Raw genomic sequence first — 19,751 nt, 5'->3', positions numbered from 1 at the left:
GGCGATTTCAAAGGCAGACCAATCTGCTCGATTCGACACGGGCGCTCAATTTCGCACATACATTTCCTAAAGCCTTAGGTAGAAACTGACTGCCAGGGATGCCTGGCCGTTATCGTGCGCACTGCCCCCCGGTAGTAACCGCCGTTACAGCGTGCGTATGGATGCCATCCGGCTTGGTCGGAATCTGATTGGCCGGCTCGGCCCGCCCGTCGCTATACTCGGCAGAAAGCGATGACCCGGAAGGCAGCTCCGAAGAATCGCGTCGTCACGACCTGAGATTGATCCGATAATCCGCACCCGAGCGCTCAACCTCGCTGGGTGGGAATGACGTCAAGGTTCAGGACAGATTGAGCGTATGGAACTGTTCTACAAATCCCAATTCGCGAGGACTTTTTTATCGGCGGCTTCACATCGGCGATGGCCTACCTGGCCGGTTTTTGGTTCGCTGTCAGTTGGGCAGCCCAGACACGCCGCCTGATTGCCGCTATCGCCGTTGGAGTAGGTTTCATCTTTGCTCATCAGCAGCTGTGCGTGCGAGTACCGGCGCGAGACCGCCAGGCCCGACCAGGCCTACCCGATCCGAGGCCACCGACGTATTTCGGTCTCGGCATCTGCGCGGCAGCCTGAAGTGCGACGAGGAAACATCTCCCGCCCGGAGCTGCTGGCTAAGTCAGAAGATTTGCCACCTCGCGCCATGCCGCATCCTCTCTCGCGAACTAGTCAGCCTTGGTCGTGCCCGATAGGGAATGGAGGAACGACTGCATCGCCTCAATCGGCTTCCCGAACCATTGGGGACCGCTTCATCCTGCGCGACACCTCGGCCAGCCGGACCATCGGCGGCGGCTTTCTTGAACCACCCGTCTAATATCTCGGTGCGCTCGGACTTGAGCCGGTTGTTCACCATCTCAGTGCAGCGGCGCGAGCATCGGCGAACCCAAGGCTTGCTGGGGCGGAAGATCGTGCCGCAGCAATCGCACTCCCTTTCCGGGTACGCCTCGCGGTATTTCCTGACGCGGTAGGCGACCGCGCACTCGTTCGAGAATGCAGGCAAATGCCGCCGCGCAGATTGACGAGCTGATCCGCCGAGCGGTAGATGATACTAGCGAAAGCGAAGGGTAGCAATTCGGTAGAAAACCTCTGATCCGAACATTGTCACTTCTTCAGAAATGATAATGAAATCAATGCCTGGAAGGGAATCGTCTCCGGTGGGACGGCCGGACTTCAAATCCGGTTGGGGCAGCGAGCCTGTCCCGGGTGGGTTCGACCCCCACTCCCCTCCGCCAGCACGCGCGGGTTCGAGCCTAGGCTCCGGGATGCGCGGACGTTCAGGGATAGCTTCGCCTTCGATACGCGATTGCGTGGCTCGTTCCGGCCGCGCAGCTGCAAAAGCCGCTCGCCGATGCCGGCTACGCAACGATCGCCTGCCGACGCGAAAAGCGCAAGCGGGGCTGGGCTAGTTGCCCAACCCCTGCATGGCGAGATCGACCTGCTCAACTGTTGGGAGCGCCACGTCGACGACGACGCCATCCTCATCCGCACCGAGCAGCTCGAGGGTTGCTAGCTGGGTGTCGAGCAGGGAAGCCGGGAAGAAATGTCCCGCCCGATGGGAGAGCCGATCGGCCAGCACAGCGCGGTCGCCGTGCACATGCACGAAGCGGACGCGCGGCGCGCCCGTGCGCAGGATGTCGCGATAGGACCGCTTCAGGGCCGAGCACCCGACCACCGAGGGGCGGCCGGCCGCCTCGTCCTTGGCGATTTCAGCCGCCAGCGCCCGCAGCCAGGGTTCGCGATCATTGTCATCGAGCGGAATGCCCGAGGACATCTTGGCGACGTTCTCCGGCGGATGAAAGCTGTCGCCCTCGACGAAGCGCCACCCGAGCCTTGCGGCCAGAGCCTCGCCGACAGTGGTCTTGCCGCTGCCGGACACGCCCATCACCACGATATGCTGCAGATCTTCGCTCATAGCAGCCACCATCCCACAAGCGCGAAGCCGAAGCCGATCACCCCGAGCAAGGTTTCCATCACCGTCCAGGTCTTGAGCGTCGTCCGTTCATCCATTTGAAGGAAGCGGCCGACGAGCCAGAAGCCGGAATCGTTCACGTGGCTCAACACCGTCGCGCCGCAGGCAATGGCGATCACGAGGAAGCACAGGTCGAAGGGGCTGAGCCCCGTCGTCGCGGCGACCGTCGGAGCGAGCAGCCCGGCCGTCGTCGTCAAAGCGACGGTCGCCGACCCCTGCGCCACGCGCAGGGCCGTGGAAATGAGGAAGGCGGCGACGATCAGCGGCATGCCGATCGCCTCGAGGCTGCCGGCGAGCGCCTGCCCGATGCCGCTTGCGCGCAGAACGCCACCGAACATGCCGCCGGCTCCGGTGACGAGAATGATGCCGCAGATCGGGCCCAGCGCCCCGTCCATCAGCTTTTCCATGTCCTTGAGCGTGCGCTCGCCGCTGAGGACCCACATGCCGACAAGCACGGTGATCAGCAGGGCGACGGGCGTCTGCCCGGCCATGCGCAGGATGCTGACCCACAATGCGCCACCGTCGATCATCTTCGCGGCGGCCAGTGTCGAAAGGCCGGTATTCAGGAAGATCAGCACGAGCGGCAGCAGCAGCACCAGCATGACGGTGCCGAAAGACGGGGGCACCTTGTCGCGCGCCGCCTCGCTCGGCGATCCGAGAAGGGTTGGCACCGGCAGTTCGAAGCGCTTGCCCGCCCAGAGGCCGAAGAGGTAGCTGCCGAGATACCACGTGGGCAATGCGACGACGAGACCGACGATCACCAGCAGGCCGATATCCGCCCCCAGCAATTCGCTGGCGGCGACCGGGCCCGGATGGGGCGGGAGAAATGCGTGCATCACCGCGAAAGCGCCCGCCGACGGCAGCGCATAAAGCAGCACCGAACCGCCGAAGCGGCTCGCGACGCTGAAAATGATCGGCAGCATGACCACGAGGCCGGCGTCGAAGAAGATCGGAAAGCCGAAGAGCAGCGAGGCGATGCCGAGCGCCAAAGGCGCGCGCTCAGGCCCGAACTGGCCGATCAGCCGGTCCGCGAGCACCTGTGCGCCACCGGAAACCTCCAGCATCCGCCCGATCATCGCGCCGAAGCCGACGAGAAGCGCCACCGAGGCGAGCGTCGAGCCGAACCCCTGCAACAGCGTCGGAACCACGTCCTTGAACGAGATGCCGGTCACCAGCGCGGTCAACAGGCTGACCAAAACCAGGGCGACGAAGGCGTGCAGACGCAACCGGAGGATAAGAAAAAGAAGCAGGCCGACGGCTGCCGCCGCAATCAGCAGGAGCGTCGCGGTTCCATAGACGGGTTCGATCGAAGTCATGTGTCCTCCTTGTTCCGGAAGTGAGGTCAAGGGCCATATAGTCTATGGCCCTTCTCAGCAACCTACCTGAAAGAGGTGGGCACAGGAGATACGACCGCATCAATAAGGGCCCGTAGCCGGGCGGTCGCGATCGCCTTCGACAGGCGATCACAACACGTTTGAGGCGCGTCGCATTGCCATAGGCACCGTTCGCCACACGCACTCGATCAGACCCCATAGGGCGTGTTAGGTATGCCAACATGGCAGACCTGTCGTGATCAGTTCAACTGAAAGGTAGAATAAATGCGCGCTACAATCCTGTTGGCAATGGTTCTAGCCCTCGCCGGATGCTCCCAGACCGGCGGTGGCGGCTACACCGCTGACTATGAGGCTGGCGACGGCGACTATTATCACGGGATCGTCGCGCCGAGATAAGGCCCAACCTTCCCGCACGAAAGACCAGCTTTCGTGTTCCGGCGGGATGGGCGCTTGATCAAGTCCATCCCGGCAACGCCTCCCAAGCAGAGCGGCAGCTGCCATGGCCACGATCAATCGTTGGTCTGCCAGCTCATCCACCCGAAATCGCAAGTGCCGCGACCATTCCGGACCGGTTTCATCGCCGCGGACCACTCATTCCGTGGAATAGAGATCCTCCTCCCGCGCATTCAGCATTCCCGCGAGCGTGCGCAAGCCGCTGTCGAGCTGGTCCATCGTCGGGGTCGCCAGCGCCAGTCTGACCGCATTGGGCGCATGGCCGGGCATCACCGCGAAGGTGGTGGAGGGCGTCAAGGCGATATCGCGCCTGGCCGCGGCAACGACGAAACTCTGCGAGCGCCAGTGGGGTGGCAGCGTCAGCCAGAGGTGGAAGCCGTTCTCGTTCGACTGGATATCGAAGCCGGATAGTCGGTCGGCCGCAAGCCTCTGCCGGGCGCGCGCATCGATGCGCTTCCGCCTGACCAGTTCGGCAACGGTGCCATCCGCCATGATCCGCTGGGCCGCGGCAAAGGTAAGACCGGAGGCCGGCCAGCCGCCGGAACGCACCGACGCCATCATGCTTTCCCGCAAGCGCAGGGGCGGGACGATAAAACCGAGCGACAGGCCCGGCGCGACCCGCTTGGACAGGCTGTCGATGACGATGCAGGTTTCGGGCGCGAGTGTCGCAAGCGGCAGGTCGTCCTCGAGAAAGCTGTAGACGCGATCCTCGATGACCGGGAGGTCGAGCGCCTCGACGACCCGGATCAGATCGCTCCGCCGCGCCGCAGACATCGTCGTGCCAAGCGGGTTCTGGACCGCCGGCTGAATGTAGATCGCCGACAGCCGGGCCTCCTGATGCGCCCTTAACACCGCATCCGGCCGCACACCGTCGCCGTCCATCGCAAGCGGCACCAGCGTGATGCCCAACCGGACGGCGATGCCCTTGATGAAGGGATAGGTCAGCGCCTCGACGCCGCATCGGCCGCCGGTCGGAACGAGCGCGGCAAGTGCCGCGCCAATGGCCTGTCGACCGTTGCCGGTAAAAACGAGCTGCTCCGGCGTTGCGCACCATCCGTCCCGCGACAGAAAATCAGCGGCCACGCTGCGGGCAACGGCCGTTCCGGTGCTGGTGACCTGCCTCAAGGCGACATCCAGAGCGGCGGGCCTTTCGGGGCCCGCGAGGCTCCTGGCGATCAACGCGGTCTGTTCGGGCAGGATCGGATAGTTGAATTCCAGATCGGTCCGGATGCCACGCGGTTCGCCAAGCGCTTCCGCGCCACGCCTGGTCTCGCCCGAAACGAAGGTGCCGCGACCGACTTCGCCAACGACAAGTCCACGCCGCAGCAGTTCCGAAAAGACACGGCTCGCCGTCGAGGCGGCAATCTTGTGCTCATGGGCAAACCGGCGCTGTGGCGGCAGCCGGTCGCCCGGTTTCAGCGTGCCGTTCGCGATCTCCGCGGCGATGGCGTCGGCCAGCCTGATATATTCGGAGTTAGACATTTATTGCTCCGAGTACAATGTTTAGATTGCACCGAGCAGTATCTGCGATCATTCTCCTTTCATCAACCCACTTTCATTGAGAACGCAGGCGCTTCGGCGTCGCGGCGCGTCAACGCGGAGCCACGCCATGGAACTGACCCTTGCGACCGTCCTCGTCGCTTTTGCCGGCGTGTTTCTGATCAGCTTCATGCGTGGCGCATTCGGCGGCGGCTTCGCCATCATCGGCATTCCGCTGCTGTCGACCGTGATGGATCCGGTTACGGCCGGCGGTCTGCTTGCACCGCTGTTCATCGCGATGGACCTCTATGCGCTGCGCTACTGGAAGCCTTCGACCTGGTCGAAGCCGGACCTCATGCTGCTCGTGCCCGGGCTGGTGATCGGGATCGGCATTGGTTACTTCGTGTTCCGTGCGCTCGACCATCGGGCCATCGCAATTCTGATGGCGGGCATCACGCTCGCCTTTGTCGGGCTCTGGTTCATCCGGGGCGCCGAGGTGACCCCGCATCCGCGTTCGAGACCAAAGGCCGTTGCCGCCGGCTTCACCTCGGGCATCACCACCATGGTTGCCCATTCGGGCGGCCCGCCGCTCGCGATGTACCTGCTGCCGCTCGGTCTCAGCAAGGAAATCTATGCGGGAACCACGAGCCTGTTCTTCACCGTCGGCAACGCCACCAAGCTTGTGCCCTGGCTGCTGCTGTCGCAGCCTTCGGGCGGAACCTGGACCCTGATGGCGCTTTGCCTTCTCACCATTCCGGTCGGCGTGTGGTCGGGCTGGCGGCTCCATGGGGTGTTGGACCAGCGCCAGGTCTATCGCGCCTGCTACGGGCTGCTGGTGATAACCGCGTTGAAACTGCTGTGGGATGGTGTTTCCGGCTACATCGCCTGATCGTCGCTACGGGCGTGAGCCGACTTGGGCAGTTAGAGCCAGCGTCTGACACGCGCCTTGTAGGCCCGATAGACGTCGCCGAACTTGCGCTCGAGATAGGCCTCCTCGGACGCCACGACGCCATAGCGGATGACGAGGTAAAAGGGGACCAGCAGGATCAGCAGCCACAGAGTGTCGAAGAGAATGGAAAAGCCGATCAGGCCGAGGAACATGCCGGTATAGATCGGGTTGCGGGTGAAGCGGTAGGGACCGGCTTCGACGATCGTCGATGTCGGGCGATGGATCTGGATTTCGGTTCCCGCGCGCCTGAAACTCACCGCCGCCCAGATCAAAAGCGCAAGACCGGCGAGAAAAATGATGCCGCCGGCGAGGGCGTCCGGCACGATCGCGGGCACGTACGGCAACGGGTGGAGCCGGTCGAGCACCAGGCCACCGCCCACCGACATTACCCAGGCGATCGGCGGATGGATCACCGCGCCGGAACGGTCAGGCGCATTTCCTGTCGTCTCGTTCATCAAAACACCTGTTGCCTGGTTTGCGCGTGGTCCGCTCCCGCACCAATGGCGCGGTTGCCATTTTAGCGGACGCGGGCCATTTGCGAAAACCCTCCAAGACGCTATGTGAACGGAGGATCATCGGCTCTGTTTGGGACCATGATCACGCCATGGCTACAACAGGACGAGACACATGAAAGCACGCGTCAAATGGGTGGAAGACCGGACCTTCGTCGGAGAGTCTGGTAGCGGCCACAAAGTCGTTTTGGGAACCGCCTTCGGAGAGGAAGGTCGCACCCCGGGACCGAGCCCGATGGAATTGGTGCTGATCGGCACCGGCGGCTGCTCGGCCTATGACGTGGTGCACATCCTGGAGAAGGGTCGCGAACCGATCGAAGACTGCGTCGTCGAACTCGACGCCGACCGCGCCGATACGGAGCCGCGCGTCTTTACCCGCATCCACATGCACTTCATCGTCAAGGGCCGCGGGCTCGCAGTCAACAAGGTCGAGCGCGCCGTTTCGCTGTCGATCGAGAAATACTGCTCCGCCTCGGCCATGCTCGCCAAGACCGCGACGATTACCCACGATTTCGAAGTGGTCGATACCAGCGCCGGCTGAGCCCCTACCCGGAGCTCGCATCAACGACCAGCGGGCGCGCGGTCCCTATCGTCGTGCCGGCTGAAACAGTTCGACGACATTTCCGGAGGGGTCGATCAAAAGGATCTGCGCCCCTCCGGGACCGGTGACGATGTCGTTGCGGAACATGACGCCGGCGCGGCGCAGCCGCTCGACTTCGGCGTCGAGGTTATCGACGAGGAGATGGATGCGGTTCCAGCCGCCCGGCGCCGGCTTCTCGCCGTCCGGCATCGGCCGGCCGGCCGAACTCGTCGGTCCGCTCAGCAGCAGCCGCAGCGCACCGCGCTGCACATCCGCGAAAGCCGGTGCATAGCTCGACAGAAGCGAAAAACGGAGGTGGGTCGTATACCAGGCGATCGCCGCCTCGACGTCGTCGACCATGTAGCGGACGTTGACCGTTTCAGACATCTGCCTTTCCTCCGAAGCAACCGTCTGCCCGCAAACAGAAGCCGGCGCCTGCGCCTCGGCAACGCCCCTCCTTCAAGAGAGTGGTCGCCGATCTTCAATCCCGATAGAAGTTGCGCCGCCAGCGGTGGGCGGTCAGTTTTGCCCGCTGCGTATCCGGCAGGCCGGCACCGTCGCCGATGGCGCAGTTGCGCTCGACGTTGCGCACCGAGCGCATGCCAGGAATGACCGTCGATACCGCCGGGTGGCTGAGAACGAAGCGCAGCGCCGTCTCGGCCAGCGCGTCAGGCTTGATTTCCAGGTCTTCGACGATCTTCTGCGTCCGTTCCTCGACCTCGCGCTTGCGCTCGCCGCGAAAGTAGGTCTCGCGGAAGTCGCCCTCGGGAAAGACGGTATCGGCGCGGATCTGGCCGGTGAGACCGCCTTCGTCCAGCGCCACGCGGACAATGACGCCGACATTGTGCTTCAGGCACGCCGGCAGCAGCTTCTCCTCGGGCGCCTGTTCGAAGATGTTGTAGATCACCTGCACGCTGTCGACGACGCCGGTCTCGATCAGCCGGAGCGCATTGTCCGGCTCGTAGTCGTTGATCGAAACGCCGAAGAAGCGGATCTTGCCGTCGCGCTTCAGCCGCTCGACCGCTTCCAGCCAGTCGCCGCGGCCGACCCACTCGTCCGACCAGACATGAAACTGCTGCACGTCGATCGTCTCGACGCCGAGATTGCGCAAGCTCGTCTCGGTGCAGGCGATCACGTGATCGGCCGGGAAAGTCTGCTCGGCAGGCGTGCCGGCATGCGCAGGCCATTGCATGTTCTTCGGCGGGATCTTGGTGGCGACGTGGATCGTCTCCGACCGCTCGCGCAGCAAGGCGCCGATCAGCTTCTCGCTGTGACCCTGACCGTAGCCGAGTGCGGTGTCGATGAAGTTGAGGCCGAGGTCAACCGCGCGGTTGAGGGCGCGCGCGGACTCGTCATCGCTTGCGCCCTGCCACTGGCTCTTGCCGATGCCCCAGGCACCGTAACCGATTTCGGAAATGCGCAGGCCCGTGCGGCCGAGGGTTCTGTAGTGCATGGTGCTCTCGCTGGCATTGGAGGGAGGACGGGATGTCGCCGGTTATCTAGGCCTCGGCGATCGACGGTCAACCTGGAAAATGCCCGGGCCAGCTGCCCTATGCCTTCTAGGCAAGGAACCAGAAGAAGACAGCCGACAGGAAGATGAAGGCGAGCACGAGCCCGATGAACTGCCGCATGCCCTCGCTCGTATTGTCGCCGAGCAAGGCGACCCAGATCGGCCCGCCGCTGCAGTCTTCGTCGCGCAGGTCGCGAATGGAGGCCAGCGCCTCGCGACCCACCGTCCGGCGGCTATAGTCGTGCGTCGGCGGCTGCCGGTTGCGATGAGAGGCAAGCGATCCCGAAAGATCCGGCGCGACGAGGCCACCATCGCCTGCATCGACCACCGGGGCCGGCCGGCCCTCCGTCGTGGGCTGATTGCGGGTCGCGTCTCCTGCCCGCAGGCGCCCCGCGCCATGGTGAAACACCCAGCGCTGGGGTTTCGACTGCAGATCGGATTTCACGTGCCGGATGGACATTACGCACCTCCACCGGAGTAACCGCTAACCGGGCGCTTTGGTTCCGTGGGCGGGCGCGCATTATTGATCGTGGGGGGCGGAGCGTCGCCGATACGTCGCTTGAGGGACGCAATTGCCGGCAGCGTCAGCCGAAAAATAAAAGAGCCCGCCGCGGGAGGAGCGGCAGGCTCTCAAAAATCGATCAGCAGCCTGGGAGGAGGAGTGGCGCTGATCTCGTGAACGATCCATGGGAGGAGGAGATCGTTCACCCGTCGAAGCTCTGCGGGAGGAGATGCATTGCTTCGATGAGGTGAATATACAGGGTTTCTGCCCAAATCGTAGGCGGATTTTGTGCAGGCCAGCTATGCGCTATGCGCGCAGCGCAACACCGGCGCACCGGTCCAGGCCCATAGAAAATGCGGTCGAACGGCCGGCGACGTAGATGATACGCGAGCACGTCAGGCGACGCGCAGGCGGGCGGAAACGGGTTTCACGCCGCCCCCGCTCCGACGCCGCAGATGCTGCCGCTGGGCGAAACGATCAGTTTTCCATGAAGGCGCGTGCCATGCTGTCACGGATCGGCTTGGTGAGATAGTCGAAGAAGGTCCGCTCCGCCGTCTGGATCAGGATTTCCGCCGGCATGCCGGGGGTCACGACGAAATTGTGAACCCTCGCAAGCTCGCTTGCCGGCAGGTTGACGCGCGCCAGATAGACCTCGCGCGTGCCCTCCTGCGTCTGTACCGGCAATGCGTCCGCCGAGACGTAGAAAACCTGCCCGTTCAGAACCGGCGTCGTGCGCTGGTTGAGCGCGGTCAGGCGCACCGTCGCCTTTTCGCCCACCCGGATATTGTCGACGTCGGTGCGCAGCACCTGTGCCTCGATGATGAGCGGAACGTCAGCCGGCAGGATTTCCATGATCGGCTTGCCGCTCTCGATGACACCGCCGGAGGTGTGGAAATGCATCCGGATGACCGTGCCGGTCACCGGCGCATTGATCGTCGCGCGGCGCAGAACATTGGTGGCACCACGCAGTTGCTCGCGCACCGTGTCCAACTCAGCTTCGGCCTTCTGCAACTCGTCGAGTGCTGCCTCGCGGTAGCTCTCCTCGGTCTGGTTGACTTGCTGCTGCTGTTTCAGGATCTGGGCGCCGGTTTCGGAGACTTCGGACATCAGCCGGCCGATCTGCCCCTCGGCATCGGCGATCGCCCGCTGGATGCTCTTGATCTCCGTCTTACGGATCAGGTCCTTGGCGAGCAGCGTCTTCTTGCCGATATATTCCTCCTCGAGCAAGGTCCGCTGCTCGCGGACCGACTTCAGCTGCTCCTCGAAGCCTTCGGACCGGAACTCAAGGCTCTCTATGTTTCGCTTCAAAAGACCGATGTCGCTGTCGAGCTTGCTTCTCCAGGTTTTAAAGTTGAGCTGCTGGCTCTGGACGATCGGCACGACCTCCGGATCGTCCTTCAGGTTCTCGGTGAGGACCGTCGGCAGCGCCACCTCCTTCAGGCCGTTGGCCTGCGCATTGAGCCGGGCGACGATCGCCTCGAGCCTTGCCCGTCTCAAAAAGAACTGCCGTTCGTTGGCAAGCGCCGCCGTCTCGTCCAGCCGGATCAACGGCTGGTCGGCGGTGACATGGTCGCCCTCGTTGACCAGGATTTCCTTGATGATCCCGCCCTCGAAATGCTGGATCACCTTGTTCTGCCCGGTCGCAACGAAGCTTCCCTGGGCGATGACGGCCGCCGCCAGCGGCGCGGTGAAGGCCCACAGCCCGAAACCGCCGAAGGTAACGACGATCAGCACCATGCCGATCATCGTATGCCGCCAGATCGAACGCGGAACCTCCGCGTACCAGGTCAGATCCTGTACTTTGGCCATATCGCTCATGATCGCCTACGGAAGCTGGTTTTGTTCGAGCGGGTTGCCCTCGGTATTCACGCCGCGCGACGCAAGTGCCTTGAGCACATCCTGGCGCATGCCGAAGAGCGCCACGGTGCCGTTGACGAGCAACAGGACCTTGTCGACGCTGTTGAGCAGTGCGGGCCGCTGGGTGATGGTGACGACGGTGATCTTCTCGCGCTTGGCATGGCTCAGCGCCCGCGTCAGCGCCGCTTCGCCGGCAGTATCGAGATTGGAATTGGGCTCGTCGAGCACGACCATGCGCGGATTGCCGAAGAAGGCGCGGGCGAGCGCCACGCGCTGCTTCTGGCCGCCCGAAAGCGGCGAGCCGTCGGCCGCCACCACGGTCTCATACCCGTGCGGCAACGTGGCGATCATGTCGTGCACGTCGGCAAGCTTGGCGGCGGCGTAAATGTCGGCGTCCGTAGCATCCTCGCGCATGCGGGCGATGTTGGCCTTGATCGTGCCGGGGAACAGCTGCACGTCCTGCGGCAGGTAGCCGATGCTTTCGCCGAATTGCCGCTGGTCCCAGTTTCTGAGATCCATGAGATCCAGCCGGACGTTGCCCGACGTCGGCAGGATGGAGCCGACGAGCATCTTGCCGAGCGTCGTCTTGCCGGCGCCGGAACTGCCGATGACCGCGAGCGAGTCGCCCGGCTCCAGCGCAAAGGTGATGCCGTTGAGCACCACGCGCTTTGTGCCTTGCGGGACGAAGAGCAGGCGCTCGACATCGAGGCGTCCTTCGGGTCGCGGCAGCTTCAGCCGCTCGAAGTTCAGCGGCGACGTCTGCAACAGCGAGGTGATGCGCCCATAGGCGGCGCGCGCCTGGATCACCTGGTGCCAGCCTTCGATCGCCGCCTCGATCGGGCCGAGCGCACGGCCGGCGATGATCGATGCCGAAATCACCATGCCGCCCGTCAGGTGGCCGTGAAGCGCAAGATTGGCGCCCCAGCCAAGCATCGTTACCTGCGTCAGCAACCGCACCGCCTTGGAAAGCGAGGCAAAGGCGATGTTGCGATCCTGCGCCAGAACCTGCGCCTTGAGCGAGCCGGCCATGTCCTTGCCCCAGATGTGCACGGCCTCTGGGATCATCGCCAGTGCATTGATGATCTGCGAATTGCGCGACATGGAATCGAGATGCAGGTTTGCCTTGGTCTGGTAGTTGGTGGCCTCGCCGAAGCCGGCGGCCGTCGCACGCTGGTTGAGCAGCGTGACGATCAAAAGCAGGACGGCCGAGGTGACGACGATGGCGCCGAGATGCGGGTGGATGAGGAAGACCGCCACCAGGAAGAACGGCGCGATCGGCGCATCGAGGAAGGAAAGCAAGGTTCCCGACACCAGGAACGAGCGCAATTGCTGCAGGTCGCCGAGCGTCTGGTATTCGCGCCCGTTGCTGTGGAGTGCGGCTCTTGCCGCCGCACTCAGGATCGGCGCGCCGAGCTGGGCGGCGACCTCTACCGCCGTTCGCATGAGGATCATGCGACGGATGCCGTCGAAAACCGTCTGCAGCACCACGGCGCCGACGATCAGCGCCGTCAGCATCATCAAGGTGTCGATCGAGCGGCTGGTCAGCACCCGGTCGGATATCTGGAAGAGATAGACCGGTATCGCGAGCACGAGCACGTTTGTGGCGATCGTGAACACCATGACGATCATCAGGTTCTGCCGGATCGCCTTGATGCCGGCCCTGAGGCTGGCGGAGAAATCGACCGGTCCGAGGCGTTTGTGAAAGGCGCCCCCTCCGCCGCCACCGCCGCCGCCCTTGCCGTCGGACGATCCGCCACCCTTGTCGGGCGAACGGGCCTCGACCTTGATCGGTCCGCGATCGGCTTCGATCACCACCATGCCCGACGGCGAATATCTCTCCTTCATCTCCGCCGTCGGCCAGACGACCGGCTTGTCCGCCGGCTTTTCGATGCGCGGTTCCGGCCTCAGTTCCTCCTGCATCGGTCGGCGCTCGCCCGGCGCTTCGTCGCGCGGAGCGGGCTGGATCTCGACGCGCGCCACCGGCTCGGTCTTCGGCGGCCAGGGCCGCTGCATGACGTTGCCTGTCTCCGCGGCGCCTGCCGGTGGCGTTGCCGTCTGTGGCGCCTGCCGCGTCACCGCCTCGGCGATCCCCATCGGCGCGGCCGCTGCAGCACGCACCGGCGCGACGCCGGGTACGGTGGTCGCCGCCTGTATCGGCCTTGCAGCGACACCCGAGCCCCCGGGTGAAATACTCCAATTGCCGTTGTCGCCGGCGTCGGTTGCCGCCACTCTTCTTATCTGGTCCGCCACTCCGTCGATCTCCCTAACCGCACGATTGAGAACGTGTTCTTGATGATTGAGCTTGCGAAGAAACTGCCGCCGCGCGGCATCGGCGCGGGACGTTTCCGACCGTGTTTCCTTTTCCTCCACGCGCGAAGCGGCATCGCCGCCGGTTTCGGCGGGCGCCGGCCGAGACGGATTGGTGCGGTCGGTCATGATTATCCTCCCGCACTCCCATCAGGCGACCATGCTGTGCATGGGGTCGGCGCTGGCCGTGTCGATGCTGTGCTGGTTCGGCGAGATCTGGTCCTGCGGCTGGTGGCCGGAATCCGGCGTGAGCATGTCGTCGCCGAGAAAGATCACCGCCTCACTGACGAGCGCATCCGGATTCTGGCCTCCGAGATAGGGATCGTTCTTGACCAGCTCCGCCTGGATGAGCACCTCGTCCGAATAGGCGCCGCCACCGGCATAGATGGTCTTGCCGGTATCGACATCGACGATCCCGGCATAGTTCAACAGGGCGTTCGAGCCGGTGGAAATGGTCCAGTCCGCATCCGGGCGCGCCTCGAGCGCGTTCATCGCCAGCGTCACCTGATCGCTGTCGCCGAGGATGTTGGTCTGCTGGATATAGTTGAGGCTAATGAGATCGCCGGAAATGTAGAGCACCCGCAGGCCATGAAGCCCGGCAAAGGCGGGATCGTGCAGAAAGTCGTCGCCCGACGGCTTCTTGCCTTCCGACAGGTCCTGCAGCGCCGACAGGTAACCGTCCGACATCGGATTGACCGGGCCTGCACGACCGGCCTCGACGATGCCGGCATAGTTCCAAAGCAGGTTTCCACCGGTCGAGACCGAACCGGCACCGCTGGTGTGGAATCCGCCGACGGCACCAATCAGATCATTGTCGAGCAGGATATTCGTCTGCTGGATGATGTTGGCGTCGAAGACGCTTCCGCCGACAAAGATCAGGTCGAAGCGGTATCCCAGTTCAAGCAGCGACACCTCGTTGGCGGCGGTGTTGTCGCCGGCGACGATCGAGAGCTTCGAGCCCGAAGCCGAAAGGATCGCCGTGTCCTGGTCCGACATGAAGGTAAACTGCTGCAACCAGTTCACCATCATCAGGTCGCCCTTGACCTCGGTGATGGCCCAGGCCTTGGGGAAGTCCCCGGTTTCCGCATGGGCTGGTTCCTGCGCCGGCTCGACATGCTTGAACATCGCGATGTTGAACGCCTGGGTGGCTGCCTGCTCCGGACTGCCGCCGCTGAGCGCCGAACTGACGAGGTCGCTGTCGTAATAGGCGTTGACCTGCACGATCGCGTTGAGCGCGACATGGTCGCCGGCCACAGCCAGCACGTCCGCCTGCAGCCAGTTGCTGGTGATCACGACGGAGTTGACCAGCGTGTTGCTGCCGGTCTCCAGTTCGACCGAACTGTTGATCGAAACGGTGCCTTCCCCGTACGCGACGCCGCCGCTGACCTCGACCGGCCCGTTCGTAAGTGCAGGCGCGTCCGGTGTCTCGGTGGCCTCGTCCGCGCCCGGCAGATGATCCTTGAGAACCGGCGCTTCCTCGACGATCACGCCATTCACATAAATGCCTTCGAGCGCGCTTGCCTTGGCGACGAAATGGCTGACGGTCATCCCCTCGGCCTCTGCCTCGCCGCTGGCCGCATAGGCATCGAGCCTTTCAGCCGCGTTCGTTACCAAGCTGGCGATCGCATCGCTGGAGCCAGCGACATCGGTGTCGCCGAACAGCGAAATCTGCTGGGCCGCATCGATGAGTTCGGCCATCGTTGCGCTGTTGTCGATCTGCAGGCTGGACGTCAGTCCATGCCCGCCGACGCTGACGAAGTCGTTGTCCGAGAGTTCGGCGATCTGGTTGCTGTAGACCACGACCGAACCCGGCGGGTTGATGTGCGGCTCGACCACCTGCGCCGCCGATCTCGGCGATCCGCCCTGCAGGAAGGCTTCCGTGCTGGCGCGGCCAAAGGAACCGCCAAAAATGGGATATTCCGGCAAGGACACTCCGGCATAGCCGTCCGGTATCGGCATGAATATGTCCGGTCCGACCGGTTTGTACGGGACGTCGGGGTTGAAATCGTCGAGATCGTAGGGTGCGTGCACCTTGACCGGCGCGGACGAGAGTTCCTTCGGGTCCTTGTGGACCTCGCGATCCGGATCGAATTTCTCGTGGATTTCACGCAGACGGGCCTCTTCGGCCGAGAGCTCGAAGAGACCGATGAAATGGGCAATGGCCTCGGTGATCTTTGCGGAATACAAGGTCAGGGCCTCCTTCTTGTAACCGGCAGTCCCCTCTGGCATGGCGGGTCATGCCGGACTGCGCGAGAGGCTCCCCGCGCAGTCCAATTCAATGCCGATGTCCGCGGCATGCGGTTCGGCATCACCTCATGATCAGGTGTTGTCGTCGTCGCCGACCGCAGTGGTCGTGAAGTCCCCACCAACAACCGTCATGTCGATCGTGTTGCCCTGCAGGTTCGCACCAAGCACGATCTGTTGGTTGAAGGCGTTCGTGTCGATGACGGCATCGGCCGACGCCGAGGAGAGCCCTTCGACGAAGCTGTCGTCACCATTGTACGAGCCCCACATGCCGGCGCTGCCACCAGCACCGCCATCGCCGTTCGTTGCGAAGCCGCCAGCACCGCCGTCGCCCGCGGCACCACCGAATGAATGGCCACCATAGGCGTCGCCACCGTCGCCGCCGCCTGCCCACGAACCCGTGAGAGCAAGGCCGCCAAGGCCTGCGCCGCCGGTTGCAGCACCACCGGTGCCGTCGCCACCATAGCCGTCACCGCTGGTCCCACCGCCGGCATAGGCATCGCCACCGCCGCCGCCGGCGCCACCGACGCCCGCACCGGCGCCAAAGCCGGCACCTGCACCGAGACCGGCACCAAAGCCGTCGCCACCATCACCTGCGTCACCGGCGTCGCCGCCATTGGCACCGCTGGTATCGCCAACCGCCACGCTGTTGCCACCGAGGCTGTCGCCACCGTCGCCACCAAGGTTCAGGATCGGCAGGACGAAGCCGCCGGCGTCACCGCCGTCACCGCCGTCCGAGGCGCCTGCCGGGCCGCTCGTGACCGCGCCCGTTTCACCGCCATTGCCGGCACCGTTGCTGCCGCCGTCGCCACCGACACCCGCGCCGACACCAAGGCCGACACCGAGGCCGAGGCCAACACCGAGCCCGGCACCGCCGGCGCCACCGGCACCTGCCGTGGCCGAACCGCCATTTGCGTCACCGCTGCTGCCGTCGGCACCAACGCCAACGCTGGCAGCGATACCGCCAAGCCCGGCACCGCCGGTGGCATCGGCATTGTTGGTGGAATCACCGCCGTCACCGTCGCCAGCACCCGCGAAGCCGCCGATCGAGTGGCCGCCATCGCCGCCGTCACCGCCGTTGGCATAGGCCTTGCTGCCGCCCTCGCCGCCATCGGCGCCGGCCTTGATGCCATCGCCCGAGCGGGCGTCGCCGGCATTGGCGTTGCCGTTCTGGTTGAGCGTACCGCTGTTGTTGATGTCCGAGGCGCTGTCGTCATCCGACATGATGGCGTTCTGGCTGAACACGTTGGCAACGTTGCTGTTGCCGTTCATCGAGCCGTTCAGGATGTCCTTGAAGCTCGTGTTCGCCATGCCGTGGATCGAGGAGTTGTCGATATCGGCAAAGTCGTCGTCCGACGGCTTGTAGCCGCTCAAGTCAAGATCGACGTCCACGTCGACCGTCGTCTTGCTGTCGACGTCGACATGGGTGCTGTTTTCGTTGAGGTTGGCATTGAGATTGGCGTTGCCATTACCGTTGAGGTTGGCGTTGCCGTTGCCGTTCAGGTTGGCATTGCCATTGCCGTTCAGGTTGCCGTTACCGTTGGCATTGGCGTTGCCGTTGCCATTCAGGTTTCCGTTGCCGTTCAGGTTGCCATTGTAGGACTCGCTGTATTGCGATTGTCCCTGGTCCTGGCCCTGCCCTTGATCCTGGCCCTGTCCCTGGTCTTGCCCCTGGCCCTGGCCTTGTCCCTGTCCCTGAAGCTGGCCCTGCAGCTCCGCCTGCAATTGTCCTTGACCCTGGCCTTGCCCTTGATCCTGGTCTTGATCTTGAGACTGGCTGTCATCCCATGGCCACAGGATATTCTTGTCCTTGCTCATAACGATCACCTCAAGTTGAGGCCGCGACAGCCGAGCCGCATTCTTCTCATACGCGGATTTGGGCCATGCGCGGGCTACATGTTGAACTTAATGAAAATGGTTCCTCCTGGACGCCGCAGCGTCCGCATGCCGATATTTCGATTGCTTTCTTCTGGCTGCCTCTCCCCTATTGGGTCGAGAGGACCGGATCAGGTTCCCTAAAGGGCATTTTGCCATTCGATGCAGTGCTAGCCCCATAAGGCCCGATGCGTCCTGCTCGCCGGTTGCGCTGGAGAGTCTGTCGAAAACCGATACACATTGTAAGTTGTCAGTTCGGGCTAACCACCGCGGGCTAGCGGCGACGGCGAAATGTCTTCACCCGTGGGTTAGGTAAAATGTGGCCCTCAACCGTCCGCCGGCGGCAAGCCGACGACAGGGCTGGGCGTTGCGTTTCAGGGTCTGCAGGACGCCTGCCGGAACAAATTTACTCGCCGCCAGAATGGGATATTCTAGCGTTCGTCCATTGACGGACAAAAGCGCTGGCAGGGGCCCATGGCAAGATTTCATGAGATCCTACTTCTGATCGGACAACTCAACTATACGTGGACCAATACGGAGAGTTTGCTCATCTACCTCATCGCCGGCCTCGCCCGGGTCGACAAGGAAACCGCGATCGTCATCTTCCTGACGCTGAACACGACGCGGGCCCGTATCGAACTCGTCGAGCGGCTGACCAAGATGGGAAAGACGCCTGCCGCCCAGCGGCAGGAAATTCTGGCGATTACCCAACAGCTTGGCCGGCAGGCGAAGCTCCGCAACAAATACAGCCACTGCATCTATTCCTTCGACGAAACCGGCGATCAGGCGAGCACGCAGCTGATGGCGATCTTCGACAGCAAGGACACGATCAAGTACGGCAAGATCGAGCAGATCAACGAGGCGGAGATCGCGCGGATCAACGAGGTGATCGAGCAGCTGCAGGAGGTCAACCGGGAAATCTGGGCGATCGTCGACCGCTACGCCTTCCCGCGCTGATCGACCGCCACGAGCGCTGATTGCTGCCCGTCGCCATCCTGCCGGCTGCGGGCGGTGACGGGCGCGGCGGCCCCACACGGCCCGGTTTCCACCCATCCACAATTCAACCGCATTGTCAGGCCATCGCACGAGCGACGGCAACAGGAGGCGATGCGGATGGTTGGAAAGCCTGAGGAGAGGCGGTTTACGAGCCTTGAGGCGCGCATCGACGCTGCGGCCCATGGCGTGCTCGACCGGCTTCCGGCAAGCGGCCTCCTTGGCGGCCTGACCGAATTTCTGGTGTTCGGCATCAAGCAGGCCTTCGCCTGCCTCTTCGGCGGCGCCATGCTGGCCCTGATGCTGGCAACGAAGTTCTACTGGCCCGAAGGCAGTGGTCTCGCCCGCTACGACTTCCTGTTCCTGAGCGCCATCGCCATCCAGATCTCGCTGCTCGTCTTCAAACTCGAGACGATCGCCGAGGCCAAGGTCATCCTGATCTTCCACATCGTCGGCACGCTGATGGAAATCTTCAAGACCTCCGTCGGCTCCTGGATCTATCCGGAGCCGAGCTTCTTTCGCATCGGCGGCGTGCCTTTGTTTTCGGGCTTCATGTATGCCGCGGTCGGCTCCTACCTGGCGCGCGTGACCCGCATTCTCGACATGCGCTACAGCAACTACCCGCCGCTCTTTGCCACCCTGCTTTTGGCGTTCGCCATCTACGTCAACTTCTTCAGCCACCACTACATCATCGACCTGCGCTACGCGCTCTTCGGGTTGACCGCGATCCTCTTCCTTCGCACCACGGTGCACTATCGCGTCTTTCGCTTTCGCCACCGCATGCCGCTGCTTCTCGGCTTCCTGCTGGTCGCCCTCTTCATCTGGTTCGCCGAAAACATCGGCACATGGTCGCGGGCCTGGATCTATCCCTCGCAGCATGCCGGCTGGACGCTGGTCTCCGTGCAAAAGCTCGGCGCCTGGTATCTGCTGATGATCCTGTCCTTCGTGCTCGTCACGCTCGTGCATCGTCCGCGTGCGGTTGTCGCTTCGGCCGCCGTGGCCGAGAGGAAGGCCGCCGAGATGAGCGGTTCACCCGCCGCCGAAAAGGGTGTCGTCGCGCGATAGCGCAACCCTAGAGAGAGGCCGGATCGCCCCGGGAGTTGCAAAACGGCGCGCGCTGGAAAACGATACCGAAT

Annotated in this window: 16 protein-coding genes and 1 tRNA gene; 6 read left to right on the top strand and 11 right to left on the bottom strand. The window is 63.7% G+C overall.

The annotated features are described in order from the left end of the window. Positions 1-1,187 precede the first annotated feature (1,187 nt). Positions 1,188-1,283 (top strand) — tRNA-Sec (locus L981_RS34730). Positions 1,284-1,453: 170 nt separating this feature from the next. On the opposite strand, the gene L981_RS26580 is transcribed toward L981_RS34730, so the two are convergent. Then, complete coding sequence (locus L981_RS26580; protein ID WP_043623484.1) at positions 1,454-1,963, bottom strand: gluconokinase; 510 nt, start codon at positions 1,961-1,963, stop codon at positions 1,454-1,456. Continuing rightward, entirely contained in the window at positions 1,960-3,336 is a 1,377-nt protein-coding gene (locus L981_RS26575) for a GntP family permease (protein ID WP_043623481.1), read from the bottom strand. Before L981_RS26575 ends, L981_RS26580 begins: the two co-directional genes overlap by 4 nt. A gap of 282 nt (positions 3,337-3,618) precedes the next feature. Here L981_RS26575 and L981_RS35850 point away from each other — a divergent pair, with 282 nt between their 5' ends. Continuing rightward, positions 3,619-3,750, top strand: a complete 132-nt coding sequence (locus tag L981_RS35850; RefSeq protein ID WP_256364296.1) for a hypothetical protein — start codon at positions 3,619-3,621, stop codon at positions 3,748-3,750. A 195-nt stretch (positions 3,751-3,945) separates the two neighbouring features. Here L981_RS35850 and L981_RS26570 read toward each other — a convergent pair whose 3' ends face one another. Continuing rightward, positions 3,946-5,289 carry a PLP-dependent aminotransferase family protein gene (locus L981_RS26570; protein ID WP_043623479.1) on the bottom strand — a complete coding sequence of 448 codons (1,344 nt, stop codon included), beginning with the start codon at positions 5,287-5,289 and terminating at the stop codon, positions 3,946-3,948. Positions 5,290-5,416: 127 nt separating this feature from the next. On the opposite strand from L981_RS26570, the gene L981_RS26565 reads away from it, so the two are divergent. Next, complete coding sequence (locus L981_RS26565; RefSeq protein WP_043623476.1) at positions 5,417-6,175, top strand: sulfite exporter TauE/SafE family protein; 759 nt, start codon at positions 5,417-5,419, stop codon at positions 6,173-6,175. A gap of 32 nt (positions 6,176-6,207) precedes the next feature. On the opposite strand, the gene L981_RS26560 is transcribed toward L981_RS26565, so the two are convergent. After that, the gene (locus L981_RS26560) at positions 6,208-6,690 is read right to left on the bottom strand and encodes an isoprenylcysteine carboxylmethyltransferase family protein (RefSeq protein WP_043623472.1); all 483 of its coding nucleotides are present in this window, start codon (positions 6,688-6,690) and stop codon (positions 6,208-6,210) included. Between the two features lie 172 nt (positions 6,691-6,862). Here L981_RS26560 and L981_RS26555 point away from each other — a divergent pair, with 172 nt between their 5' ends. Then, positions 6,863-7,288, top strand: a complete 426-nt coding sequence (locus L981_RS26555; RefSeq protein WP_043623470.1) for an OsmC family protein — start codon at positions 6,863-6,865, stop codon at positions 7,286-7,288. A 45-nt stretch (positions 7,289-7,333) separates the two neighbouring features. On the opposite strand, the gene L981_RS26550 is transcribed toward L981_RS26555, so the two are convergent. The 7 genes from L981_RS26550 to L981_RS26520 all read right to left on the bottom strand — a co-directional run bounded on the left by L981_RS26550 (position 7,334) and on the right by L981_RS26520 (position 17,565). Continuing rightward, complete coding sequence (locus tag L981_RS26550; RefSeq protein WP_043623467.1) at positions 7,334-7,714, bottom strand: VOC family protein; 381 nt, start codon at positions 7,712-7,714, stop codon at positions 7,334-7,336. A gap of 94 nt (positions 7,715-7,808) precedes the next feature. Next, positions 7,809-8,780 (bottom strand): aldo/keto reductase, encoded by a 972-nt coding sequence (locus L981_RS26545; RefSeq protein ID WP_043623464.1) that lies wholly within the window; start codon positions 8,778-8,780, stop codon positions 7,809-7,811. A gap of 106 nt (positions 8,781-8,886) precedes the next feature. Further along, the gene (locus tag L981_RS26540; RefSeq protein ID WP_043623461.1) at positions 8,887-9,297 is read right to left on the bottom strand and encodes a hypothetical protein; all 411 of its coding nucleotides are present in this window, start codon (positions 9,295-9,297) and stop codon (positions 8,887-8,889) included. Positions 9,298-9,816: 519 nt separating this feature from the next. Beyond that, positions 9,817-11,157 (bottom strand): HlyD family type I secretion periplasmic adaptor subunit, encoded by a 1,341-nt coding sequence (locus L981_RS26535; RefSeq protein ID WP_043623459.1) that lies wholly within the window; start codon positions 11,155-11,157, stop codon positions 9,817-9,819. Between the two features lie 6 nt (positions 11,158-11,163). Beyond that, a complete protein-coding gene (locus L981_RS26530) occupies positions 11,164-13,632 on the bottom strand; it encodes a type I secretion system permease/ATPase (RefSeq protein WP_043623456.1) in 2,469 nt (822 codons plus the stop codon). Positions 13,633-13,653: 21 nt separating this feature from the next. Further along, positions 13,654-15,690, bottom strand: coding sequence for a type I secretion protein (locus tag L981_RS26525; protein WP_245281723.1), 2,037 nt, complete (start codon positions 15,688-15,690; stop codon positions 13,654-13,656). A gap of 132 nt (positions 15,691-15,822) precedes the next feature. After that, positions 15,823-17,565 carry a hypothetical protein gene (locus L981_RS26520; protein ID WP_043623453.1) on the bottom strand — a complete coding sequence of 581 codons (1,743 nt, stop codon included), beginning with the start codon at positions 17,563-17,565 and terminating at the stop codon, positions 15,823-15,825. A 531-nt stretch (positions 17,566-18,096) separates the two neighbouring features. Here L981_RS26520 and L981_RS26515 point away from each other — a divergent pair. Together L981_RS26515 and L981_RS26510 are read left to right on the top strand one after the other, a co-directional pair. After that, positions 18,097-18,579: a hypothetical protein gene (locus L981_RS26515; RefSeq protein WP_052202028.1), complete on the top strand. Its 483-nt coding sequence runs from the start codon at positions 18,097-18,099 to the stop codon at positions 18,577-18,579. A 156-nt stretch (positions 18,580-18,735) separates the two neighbouring features. Then, positions 18,736-19,680: a DUF817 domain-containing protein gene (locus L981_RS26510; protein ID WP_052202027.1), complete on the top strand. Its 945-nt coding sequence runs from the start codon at positions 18,736-18,738 to the stop codon at positions 19,678-19,680. Positions 19,681-19,751 lie beyond the last annotated feature (71 nt).

Origin of the sequence: Ensifer sp. ZNC0028 (assembly GCF_000799055.1) — a bacterium.
Taxonomy (GTDB): Bacteria; Pseudomonadota; Alphaproteobacteria; order Rhizobiales; family Rhizobiaceae; genus Ensifer.
The sequence above is the reverse complement of the archived record's forward strand: the minus strand, read 5'-3'. Positions and strand labels throughout refer to the sequence as shown.

What these genes read in the sequence shown, in the direction of transcription:
- L981_RS26510 (WP_052202027.1), top strand. Translation starts at nt 18,736, where the DNA reads ATGGTTGGAAAGCCTGAGGAGAGGCGGTTTACGAGCCTTGAGGCGCGC.
- L981_RS26515 (WP_052202028.1), top strand. Translation starts at nt 18,097, where the DNA reads ATGGCAAGATTTCATGAGATCCTACTTCTGATCGGACAACTCAACTAT.
- L981_RS26560 (WP_043623472.1), bottom strand. Translation starts at nt 6,690, where the DNA reads ATGAACGAGACGACAGGAAATGCGCCTGACCGTTCCGGCGCGGTGATC.
- L981_RS26530 (WP_043623456.1), bottom strand. Translation starts at nt 13,632, where the DNA reads ATGACCGACCGCACCAATCCGTCTCGGCCGGCGCCCGCCGAAACCGGC.
- L981_RS26545 (WP_043623464.1), bottom strand. Translation starts at nt 8,780, where the DNA reads ATGCACTACAGAACCCTCGGCCGCACGGGCCTGCGCATTTCCGAAATC.
- L981_RS26565 (WP_043623476.1), top strand. Translation starts at nt 5,417, where the DNA reads ATGGAACTGACCCTTGCGACCGTCCTCGTCGCTTTTGCCGGCGTGTTT.
- L981_RS26555 (WP_043623470.1), top strand. Translation starts at nt 6,863, where the DNA reads ATGAAAGCACGCGTCAAATGGGTGGAAGACCGGACCTTCGTCGGAGAG.
- L981_RS26580 (WP_043623484.1), bottom strand. Translation starts at nt 1,963, where the DNA reads ATGAGCGAAGATCTGCAGCATATCGTGGTGATGGGCGTGTCCGGCAGC.
- L981_RS26535 (WP_043623459.1), bottom strand. Translation starts at nt 11,157, where the DNA reads ATGAGCGATATGGCCAAAGTACAGGATCTGACCTGGTACGCGGAGGTT.
- L981_RS26520 (WP_043623453.1), bottom strand. Translation starts at nt 17,565, where the DNA reads ATGAGCAAGGACAAGAATATCCTGTGGCCATGGGATGACAGCCAGTCT.
- L981_RS26550 (WP_043623467.1), bottom strand. Translation starts at nt 7,714, where the DNA reads ATGTCTGAAACGGTCAACGTCCGCTACATGGTCGACGACGTCGAGGCG.
- L981_RS26575 (WP_043623481.1), bottom strand. Translation starts at nt 3,336, where the DNA reads ATGACTTCGATCGAACCCGTCTATGGAACCGCGACGCTCCTGCTGATT.
- L981_RS26570 (WP_043623479.1), bottom strand. Translation starts at nt 5,289, where the DNA reads ATGTCTAACTCCGAATATATCAGGCTGGCCGACGCCATCGCCGCGGAG.
- L981_RS35850 (WP_256364296.1), top strand. Translation starts at nt 3,619, where the DNA reads ATGCGCGCTACAATCCTGTTGGCAATGGTTCTAGCCCTCGCCGGATGC.
- L981_RS26540 (WP_043623461.1), bottom strand. Translation starts at nt 9,297, where the DNA reads ATGTCCATCCGGCACGTGAAATCCGATCTGCAGTCGAAACCCCAGCGC.